The organism is Zobellia sp. B3R18, assembly GCF_018860715.1.
GTDB classification, from domain to species: Bacteria; Bacteroidota; Bacteroidia; order Flavobacteriales; family Flavobacteriaceae; genus Zobellia; species Zobellia russellii.
The window spans coordinates 283260-292868 of record NZ_JAHKQG010000010.1 but is presented as its reverse complement, the minus strand read 5'-3'; the positions used below and the strand labels follow the sequence as shown (position 1 = coordinate 292868).

Below are 9609 nucleotides of genomic sequence, written 5' to 3'. Positions count from 1 at the left end.
TTGTTTCGTAATTCATCGGAATAAAAAGGTTTCCCAATTCATCCCTTTACGCTGTCTCCACAATATGTCAAATGAACTTCTATATCCCTCCCGGTCTCCCGGGAAACGCCTTCCAGACATCCTACTGTCCGTCTAAGCGGCTGCAAATATACAACTGTTTTTCTAACCGACAACTTTCTTTTTAAAAAAATCGAAATCTTTTTTTTTCGCCGTCTCAAAACAATATATCACAAGGAACGTTTACTCTTTTTTAACCCCCGCTTAACAAACATCTTCATACCTGTTTAGCGGGCTGCAAATGTAACACCCTTTTTTAATTCTCAAAGAATTTTTTGAATAAAGTTTTGGATTTTTCACAAACCCCTGCGCTTCAATAAATTACACTTCTACCAAAAAAGAAGGGCCTTAAAATTAGAACTTTTTATTCATTCCCACAAGCCCCAAACTATAGTTTCCTTCCAAATTTTAGAATATTTTTTTTCTTAACCTCAATTTTACATTCCCTTCTAACGAAAAATTTATGACCACAAACAGTAATAGTCAACATACACACTAGATTTCCAAAAAGATTACAAAACACCCACAACATTCAACCAATAAACTTAACCCTATATATTGTGTGCCTTGTACGCGTATACTATCTTTGCACCCTTATTACAAAAAATGGGCATGATAAAAATCACATTACCTGACGGAATTATTAAAGAGTTTGCAAATGGAAGCACTCCATTGGACATTGCCAAAAGTATTAGTGAAGGTCTTGCACGAAACGTTATTTCGGCAAAATTTAACGATACGGTTGTAGAAACTGTTACCCCTCTTACCGAAGATGGGGCACTTGTTCTTTATACTTGGAACGATAAAGAAGGTAAAAAAGCTTTTTGGCATTCTTCTTCACATATTGTAGCACAGGCTCTAGAAGAATTATACCCTGGCATAAAATTAACTATTGGGCCCGCTATTGAAAACGGGTTCTATTATGATGTTGATTTTGGAGCGCATTCTATTTCCGAAAAAGATTTTCCCGCTATAGAAAAGAAAGCTTTGGAAATTGCCCGCGGTAAGCATGACTTTAAAATGCGCCCTATATCTAAAGCCGAAGCTCTATCACTATATAAGAGTCAAGGAAACGAATATAAGGTTGAGCTTATAGAAAATCTTGAGGACGGAACCATTACTTTTTGTGATCATGACACTTTTACGGATTTATGTAGAGGTGGACACATACCTAACACCGGTATTGTTAAAGCCATAAAAATACTGAATGTTGCCGGCGCCTACTGGAGAGGTGACGAAAAGAACCCTCAATTAACCCGGGTTTACGGTATTTCTTTCCCTAAACAAAAAGAACTTACCGAGTATCTTGCTTTAATTGAAGAGGCTAAGCAACGCGACCATAGAAAACTAGGGAAAGAACTTGAACTCTTTGCTTTTTCTCAGAAAGTTGGTCAAGGACTACCATTATGGCTTCCTAAAGGCGCAGCACTTAGAGAACGTCTTGAAAATTTTCTAAAGAAAGCTCAAAAAAAGGCGGGATACGAAATGGTGGTTTCGCCGCATATAGGACAAAAAGAACTTTATGTTACTTCTGGGCATTATGAAAAATATGGCGCAGACAGTTTTCAGCCTATTCACACACCAAAGGAAGATGAAGAATTTCTGTTGAAACCAATGAACTGCCCACATCATTGTGAGATTTACAATGTACGCCCTTACAGTTATCGTGAATTACCAAAACGTTATGCAGAATTTGGAACAGTTTACAGATATGAACAAAGCGGTGAACTTCATGGTCTTACAAGAGTAAGAGGCTTCACACAGGATGATGCACACATTTTTTGTACTCCGGACCAATTGGATCAAGAATTCAAAAATGTTATTGACCTATCTTTATATGTTTTAGGTTCATTAGGGTTTGAAAACTTTACGGCACAAGTATCCGTTAGGGATTTGAGCACTCCGGAGAAGTATATTGGTACTGTAGAAAACTGGGAGAAAGCAGAAAATGCCATTATTAACGCTGCGAAAGAAAAGGGTCTTGACTTTATAATTGAACAAGGTGAAGCTGCATTTTATGGCCCCAAATTAGACTTTATGGTTAAAGATGCCCTTGGCAGACAATGGCAGTTAGGAACCATTCAGGTAGACTACAATTTACCTGAACGTTTTGACCTTACCTATAAAGGTAGTGATAACGAGTTGCACAGACCGGTTATGATACACCGTGCCCCATTTGGTAGCATGGAACGTTTCATAGCCCTGTTACTGGAACATACAGGCGGCAATTTTCCTTTATGGCTTATCCCAGAGCAAGCTATTGTGCTGCCCGTGAGCGAGAAACATGAAAAATATGCGGAAAAAGTTTTAAAATCCTTAGAAAATGACGAAATTCGCGCCCTTGTTGATGCTAGAAATGAGACGGTAGGCAAGAAAATACGTGAAGCAGAAATGAATAAAATTCCTTTTATGCTGATCGTTGGGGAAAACGAAGAAGCGTCAAATACCATATCTGTACGTAGACATGGTGGTGAGGATTTAGGCTCTATTTCCCTTGAACAGTTTTCAGACTTGGTAACTAAAGAAATAAATAGTACCTTAAAGTCGTTTTAAAAAATTTAAAGTTTAACTAAAAAGAATTAGTCATAGCAATACGAAAGAGATTTAGGCCCCAACCTAGGAGGGAAAACAAAAACCCTCACAAAATCAATGAAAAAATACTAGCACCTAAGGTAAGGTTGGTAGGTGACAACGTTGAAGTAGGTGTATACCCTATAAGGGTAGCTCTAGATAAATCGGAAGAAATGGGTTTGGACTTGGTGGAAATATCACCAAATGCCGAGCCTCCGGTATGTAAGATTATAGATTACAAGAAGTTTCTTTACGAACAAAAGAAGCGCGAAAAAGTCATGAAGGCCAAGGCCACAAAGGTTATCGTAAAAGAGATCCGTTTTGGTCCAAATACAGATGACCATGATTATGACTTTAAAAAGAAACATGCAGAAAAGTTTTTGCAAGACGGAGCCAAATTAAAGGCTTACGTGTTTTTTAAAGGTCGCTCTATTGTTTATAAAGATAAAGGTGAGATTCTACTTTTAAAACTTGCCCAAGATTTGGAAGAGTGGGGAAAAGTAGAACAATTACCAAGATTAGAAGGTAAGCGAATGACCATGTTCATTGCGCCTAAAACTAAAAAATAAAGTAACCTAGTTTTTCTAAGTTACTACAAAAGATACTGATATCTGTCCGTTATTTACGGGCAGTTTCAGCATAAATAAGTGAGATTCATATAAATAGGAAAAATGCCTAAACAGAAAACAAAATCGAGTGCCAAGAAGCGTTTTAAGCTTACCGGTACTGGTAAAATTAAAAGAAAGCACGCTTTTAAGAGTCATATCTTGACTAAAAAGTCAAAGAAGCGAAAGCTTAAGTTAACGCATGACACATTGGTTCACGCCAATGACGTTAACAGTATTAAAGAACAATTACGTTTAAAGTAATATTCTTTACGGTAAAACAGTATTAACCATGGAGTTAGGCTCAAAAAGTGTGCAAAAGAAAGCACCGCCTACTACAAAAATTTAAAATTATGCCAAGATCAGTAAATGCAGTTGCTTCCAGAGCCAGAAGAAAAAAGGTGATGAAGCAAGCCAAAGGTTACTTTGGAAGACGTAAAAACGTTTGGACAGTAGCCAAAAATGCGGTTGAGAAAGCAATGTTATATGCTTACCGCGATAGAAGAAACAAGAAGAGAACTTTTCGTGCTCTTTGGATTACACGTATTAACGCAGGTGCCCGTTTACACGGATTGTCTTATTCTCAGTTTATGGGGAAATTAAAAGCTAGTGAAATTGAATTGAACAGAAAAGTTCTTGCAGATTTAGCGATGAATCATCCAGAAGCTTTTAAAGCAATCGTAGACAAGGTTAAATAAATTAAGAATATATCTCACTTATAAGAAAGCCGGTGCATTTGTGTACCGGCTTTTTTTATTCCCCAAATGCGGTAATTACCAAGTTTCTTCCAGAGGCATAATTTCTATGCTCACACAAATATATACCTTGCCATATCCCCAAATTCAACCTTCCCCCTGTTATTGGAATCTGTACGGATGCTCCCATTAAGGATGATTTTATATGCGCGGGCATATCGTCCGGACCTTCGTATGTATGTATATAGTATGGCGCATTTTCCGGTACCATTTTATTCATATGGCTTTCAAAATCCAATCGCACCGTGGGGTCAGCGTTCTCATTAATGGTCAAACTAGCTGATGTGTGTTTTATAAAAACCTGAAACATTCCTTTCTTTATAGTATTAAGCTCTGGAAACGAGCTTAAAATAGCTTCGGTTACTAAATGAAAACCACGATTATAAGCTTTTAGTTTAATTTCTTTTTGATAGAATTTCATACATTTTATATATCAAATAAATGTAAAACTTTCTAAATACGAACCCTAATTAAATTATGAACAGATACCTTTGCATCTTCTAAAAAATACGCATGGATCTATCAAATATAAAAATGGTCGTCACGGATATGGACGGCACGCTATTAAACTCCAATCACGAAGTGAGCAGTCGCTTTTTCGAGCTCTTTGAACAAATGAAAGAAAGAGGCATCATTTTTATAGCTGCCAGTGGCAGACAATACCATAGTATAGTTGATAAATTAGAACCCATTAAGGACGACATTATCGTAATTGCAGAGAACGGTGCATTTGCCATGCAAAGGACTACCGAACTACTTGCTACACCATTGCCCAATGATGCCAAAAATTCAGTTCTTAAGATATTGGACACCGTAGGCAACATTCACCCTGTACTTTGCGGTAAACACAATGCTTATATAAAGAGTGACTCCAAGGAATTTGAAGCCAAGTTACGCGAGTATTACACCGATTATAAAGTTGTTGACGACCTAAAGGATTTTGATGGTGAAATACTCAAGATTGCCATCTACCACTTTGAAAGTTCGGAAAAGTACATTTATCCATCCGTATCCCATCTAGAAGGGTCTTTAAAAGTTAAGGTATCCGGAGAAAATTGGGTAGACATATCCAGCCCAAATGCCCATAAAGGTTACGCTCTTCAAAAAATGCAGGAACGGTTTAACATTACCCCGGCAGAAACCATGGTCTTTGGCGATTACAATAACGATCTTGAAATGTTAGCTCTTTCGGATTTCAGTTTTGCCATGGAAAACGCGCATCCCAATGTAAAAAAAGCAGCAAAATTTGAAACTTTGAACAATGACGAATTTGGCGTAGAAACAGTATTACAAAAACTAATTGATTCACATATATAAAAAAGGTTGCTCCTGTAAAGAGCAACCTTTTTAATTACCAACTCAAATACAACCTTACTAAAACAAGCCTTTAGCCTTACTAAGAAGGTCTCCAGCTTCGCCTCCTCCAAGAAGGCTTCCAATGTTTCCTAGGTCAAAGCTACTATCAGTAGCGTCGTTTGACATGAATTTTTCTTTTAGACTATTTATTAAGTCCGGTGCTATATTACTTGCTTCAGATTGTGCCGCTGATGCGTCCATACCCTGTCCTTGTAAAATTCCAGCAAGTTTACCTACAATAAGTTTAAAAACACCATTGTCTTCAGAAGCATTACCATCATTAGAAAACAAACTGGTAATGGAACCCAAATCCCCGGCCGATATATTTTCCATCAAACTATTCACCAAAGCAGCAGAACCTTGTTCCGCTGCAGCTGTAGTTTCACCTTCACCTAAAGAGTTGGATGCCATCGCATCTTTTAATTTATCAAAAGCCAAGCTTTTCAATTGATCGATCATAGTTTTTATCGTTTTAATTTAAATAGTTCTAATTATGGGATTAGTAAAATATCCCTCTTCCTTCAATATTTAAGACACCAATGTTCTCTAAAAAGTCACACAATTTTTACCTCTTTTACCAAGAGTCTCTTTAAAAGCGCCTTAACTCTTAAAATTTTTACCAATTGAAAACCGAAATCAATTTACCACTAGAAAGCGTGTCTAATCAAATCTAATGGGATGAACAACGATATGATTGGAATTACATATTAGCGATAAAAAAATCTAAGACAAATTGGTAAGCAAAAGACTAGGCAAATACCCCATAGTCTTCTTGAAGGCTACGGTAAAATGTTGTGGGTTGGAATACCCTACTTCATAAGATGCTTGAGCAACAGTGTAATTTTCTTCTAACACCAGAAGTCTTGCCTTTTCCATGCGAAGCTGTGTAATGAACTTAAAGATTGTGGTTTGATGCACCTTCTTGAAACAACTTTTTAGTTTGGTAGTATTAAATCCAGCTACCTCGGACAGTTCCTTAATGGTTAATTTCCGCTTAAGGTTCTTTTTAATGTATAAGACCACTTCATCTATGCCCTCCTTATCCAAAGTAGATAGTGTTGCCTCCCCTCCTATCCGCTCCATACCATTCTCTTTTCCTAAAAAGACCTCTATCAGCAAACATCGTATTTGAGATTCTATAAAATTGGTTCTGGCGATTCCGGTATATGAACAATGTAAAATATCCAGTAGCAACAACCTTAACCTACTTGGTATTGGTTTCATTTCATGCCACAGATATTTAGGTTTATCCACGAAGGCATCAGCAAATTTTATAAAAGCCGAATTGTACTCAGTTCCTAATAAATCTTCAAGAAACTCCTGAGTAAAGAAAACTTCTATAGAAGTATATTCCCTTCCCTTAAGCTTTTCAACTCCAATAGTTTTTGGCCACTGCACAAGGTTATAGCTGCCAGAAGTAATGTTCAGTCTAGATTTACTTTCCGTACTAACAAAGCTATAATTGCCTTCAAGCAAAAAATGAACTCCAAAACAGAATTGACTATTTTCATATTCTACCTTAGAAATACTATCTAAACTTAACTTCCGCAATAGTATGGAAGCGCCATCTAAACACAATACTTGTTGGCTTCCCGCAACCCCTTTTCCTAAAGTAAGCTCATCAGATATCACATGAGTATCACCCATCTGTTTCATGGGATCAATACCATTTTTGGCACTATAATTTGCAGACGGAAAAAGACCTATTCTCATTTATTCCTAATTCGTAACTAAAACTTCTTTTTGCGTTAGTGCTACCTGAAATCCTAGATTAGTTTTGCAAAGTTATTTATTTAGACTAAATCTTAATAAAAACAATTGATTTTTTTTAAACTAATCATGAAGAACCTAGCTACGGCTTTCCTATTTCTAATTTCCTTGTCCGTCTTGGGCCAAGAACCTTCCGCAACAATATCCGGTATTGTTACCGATGCTTCCGGAAAACCTTTATCCTTTGCTAGTGTTGTTTTAGAAGAACTAAAACTGGGTGTTCTTACAGATGATAACGGGGCGTATACTATTGAAAAAGTCCCCAGTGGAAACCACAGGATAATGATTTCCTTTATCGGGTACGGCACCCGGTCACGGACTATTGAAGTCAATGAAAACACAAACAGCATACGCCTTGATTTCTCTCTACGGGAAAATGTGGAAAATCTAGACGAGGTAACCGTAAGCGGAAAAACAGAGAAAACAGCCCTTGAGACTAAGGGTTTCTCGGTAAATTCCATTGAGACCAAAGAAGCTGGGCTTAGAAGTATTCAAACTAATGAACTACTGAACACTACAGTAGGTGTAAAAATTAGACAGAACGGTGGTTTGGGTTCTAATGTACAATACAGTTTAAACGGTTTGTCCGGCAGATCGGTCAGCATTTTTATAGATGGTATCCCTATTTCTATATATGGTTCTTCCTTTAGCTTGAACAGCATTCCGCCATCTATGATTAAAAACATTGAAGTGTACAAAGGTGTAGTACCAGGACACTTATCCAGTGACGCCGTTGGTGGGGCCATTAATATTGTACTCCATGAAGGTGGAAAGAACAATTTAAATGCTTCGGTTTCTTACGGATCTTTCAACACCTTACAAACCAATCTGAACGGAGCCTATAGACATGATACATCCGGATTCACCGTAAAAGCATCGGCCTTTCACAACTACTCGGACAACGATTATAAAATCTGGGGCAGAACTATTGTAGATATAGCTCCTAATGGAGTTCAAACTCCAATTGTAGCCAGAAGGTTCAATGACGCTTACCGGTCTACGGGAGGCATGGCCCAAATAGGGTTTACCAATGTTAATTGGGCCGATCAATTTTTAGTTGGCGTTACCGCTTCTGATGAATACAATGAAGTGCAGCATGGTACTTTCGTTACCATATCACCTTATAAAGGTCGTTTTTTAGAGTCGGATGCCGTACTGGGCAATCTAACCTATCAAATGAAAGATTTGTTCACTAAAGGCTTAGACGTAAACGTTACCGGTGTGTACGGCAAACGTAATCGTATAATTAATGATACGGTGGCACAAGCCTATACCTGGGCAGGAACCAGATTAATTGGTTTTGACGGAGAACCACATGAATATACCTGGGGTTCACAAAGTGAAAATGGCCCAACACTAGCCAAGATAACCCGAAATGTTTCTTCTATCCGTTCAGGTCTTTCGTATGCTATAAATGACAACCATAAAGTCTTACTAAACCATGTCTATAGTGGTGTAGACCGTGAAGACAGTGATGAAATGGTATCGTTATTAGAAAACACGTTTCAAGAAACTAGTGACCTATACAAGAATATTATTTCGTTAAGCTACGAACTTAAAGCGTTTGACAATAAGTTTAAAATCAATGCTTTTGGAAAACAGTATATACAAAAAGTACTGAACACTAGGCCTGTATTTAACGAGGATAATACGGAAGTAATAAATGAAGTTTACCAAAGCGATAAAGACTATACCGGATACGGTTTTGCGGCTTCATATATTGTTTTCCCCAACCTTACTCTATTAACCTCGGCTGAAAAAGCCATTCGTCTACCGAGTGAAAATGAGGTTTTTGGGGATGCAGGAGACAATTTGCTCCCCAACTTAACCATTCAACCGGAAACCAGTAATAATCTAAACATTGGTTTTAGGCTTGGCAAATTCAATTTTGACAAACACGGTTTTACATTGACCTCTAACTTTTTTGCTAGAAATATTGAAAACAGAATAGGGTTACCGGCCAATGCAGACGGACTAAGGGAAAGTGATGAGTTTGTTCAATACACCAATCTAGAGAACACTGCGGAATCCAAAGGAATTGAAGCCGAATTCTTTTATACGTATGACAATAATCTTGGCTTCAATTTTAACATAACCCGCATGAGCTTAACCACGGTAAATTCGGGAGTTGAAACAAATGTTCCCAACGTTCCCTTGTTTACCATGAATGCCGGATTACGGCATACTATCAAGGATTTTATACAATCAAAATCACTCTTAAACCTATTTTATAACACCTACTATACAGATGAATTTGCATTCAAATTCGCGGCAGGTACTAATACTACAGGAGAAGAGGAATTCTTTATTCCTGAACAGATATCTCATGACTTTGGATTGAGCTATACATTTCCCAAAAAGAATTTTGTAATGAGTTTTGATGTCAAGAATATTTTTGACCAAGCCATTTATGATAACCTATCCGTACAAAAACCAGGACTAAGCTTTTATTTAAAATTGAACTACATAATCAATAATCTTTAATCACTTAATAG

At 37.3% G+C, this 9609-nt stretch carries 9 protein-coding genes; 6 read left to right on the top strand and 3 right to left on the bottom strand.

What is annotated here, in order from left to right:
- The first annotated feature begins 669 nt into the window (after nucleotides 1-669).
- From thrS to rplT, 4 genes are all read left to right on the top strand, one after another.
- Entirely contained in the window at nucleotides 670-2610 is a 1941-nt protein-coding gene (gene thrS, locus KO513_RS06575) for a threonine--tRNA ligase (protein WP_215912760.1), read from the top strand.
- Nucleotides 2611-2648: 38 nt separating this feature from the next.
- A complete protein-coding gene (gene infC / locus KO513_RS06570) occupies nucleotides 2649-3197 on the top strand; it encodes a translation initiation factor IF-3 (RefSeq protein ID WP_289041480.1) in 549 nt (182 codons plus the stop codon).
- Between the two features lie 102 nt (nucleotides 3198-3299).
- Nucleotides 3300-3497 carry a 50S ribosomal protein L35 gene (rpmI, locus tag KO513_RS06565; protein WP_038239114.1) on the top strand — a complete coding sequence of 66 codons (198 nt, stop codon included), beginning with the start codon at nucleotides 3300-3302 and terminating at the stop codon, nucleotides 3495-3497.
- Nucleotides 3498-3586: 89 nt separating this feature from the next.
- Nucleotides 3587-3931, top strand: a complete 345-nt coding sequence (rplT, locus tag KO513_RS06560) for a 50S ribosomal protein L20 (protein ID WP_215441875.1) — start codon at nucleotides 3587-3589, stop codon at nucleotides 3929-3931.
- 55 nt (nucleotides 3932-3986) lie between these two features.
- On the opposite strand, the gene KO513_RS06555 is transcribed toward rplT, so the two are convergent.
- Nucleotides 3987-4409 (bottom strand): secondary thiamine-phosphate synthase enzyme YjbQ, encoded by a 423-nt coding sequence (locus KO513_RS06555; protein ID WP_215441874.1) that lies wholly within the window; start codon nucleotides 4407-4409, stop codon nucleotides 3987-3989.
- Nucleotides 4410-4501: 92 nt separating this feature from the next.
- Between KO513_RS06555 and KO513_RS06550 the strand changes: the two genes are divergently transcribed.
- A complete protein-coding gene (locus KO513_RS06550; protein WP_215912759.1) occupies nucleotides 4502-5305 on the top strand; it encodes an HAD family hydrolase in 804 nt (267 codons plus the stop codon).
- 57 nt (nucleotides 5306-5362) lie between these two features.
- Here KO513_RS06550 and KO513_RS06545 read toward each other — a convergent pair whose 3' ends face one another.
- Both KO513_RS06545 and KO513_RS06540 read right to left on the bottom strand, forming a co-directional pair.
- Complete coding sequence (locus KO513_RS06545; protein WP_215912758.1) at nucleotides 5363-5803, bottom strand: hypothetical protein; 441 nt, start codon at nucleotides 5801-5803, stop codon at nucleotides 5363-5365.
- Nucleotides 5804-6067: 264 nt separating this feature from the next.
- Nucleotides 6068-7057 carry a helix-turn-helix domain-containing protein gene (locus KO513_RS06540; protein WP_215912757.1) on the bottom strand — a complete coding sequence of 330 codons (990 nt, stop codon included), beginning with the start codon at nucleotides 7055-7057 and terminating at the stop codon, nucleotides 6068-6070.
- A gap of 126 nt (nucleotides 7058-7183) precedes the next feature.
- Between KO513_RS06540 and KO513_RS06535 the strand changes: the two genes are divergently transcribed.
- Nucleotides 7184-9598: a TonB-dependent receptor gene (locus KO513_RS06535; RefSeq protein ID WP_215912756.1), complete on the top strand. Its 2415-nt coding sequence runs from the start codon at nucleotides 7184-7186 to the stop codon at nucleotides 9596-9598.
- The last annotated feature ends 11 nt before the right edge of the window (nucleotides 9599-9609 follow it).

Bases quoted from the DNA above. Each gene is read 5' to 3' on its own strand.
- rplT (WP_215441875.1), top strand. From the start codon at position 3,587: ATGCCAAGATCAGTAAATGCAGTTGCTTCCAGAGCCAGAAGAAAAAAG.
- KO513_RS06545 (WP_215912758.1), bottom strand. From the start codon at position 5,803: ATGATCGATCAATTGAAAAGCTTGGCTTTTGATAAATTAAAAGATGCG.
- KO513_RS06540 (WP_215912757.1), bottom strand. From the start codon at position 7,057: ATGAGAATAGGTCTTTTTCCGTCTGCAAATTATAGTGCCAAAAATGGT.
- KO513_RS06555 (WP_215441874.1), bottom strand. From the start codon at position 4,409: ATGAAATTCTATCAAAAAGAAATTAAACTAAAAGCTTATAATCGTGGT.
- KO513_RS06550 (WP_215912759.1), top strand. From the start codon at position 4,502: ATGGATCTATCAAATATAAAAATGGTCGTCACGGATATGGACGGCACG.
- thrS (WP_215912760.1), top strand. From the start codon at position 670: ATGATAAAAATCACATTACCTGACGGAATTATTAAAGAGTTTGCAAAT.
- rpmI (WP_038239114.1), top strand. From the start codon at position 3,300: ATGCCTAAACAGAAAACAAAATCGAGTGCCAAGAAGCGTTTTAAGCTT.
- KO513_RS06535 (WP_215912756.1), top strand. From the start codon at position 7,184: ATGAAGAACCTAGCTACGGCTTTCCTATTTCTAATTTCCTTGTCCGTC.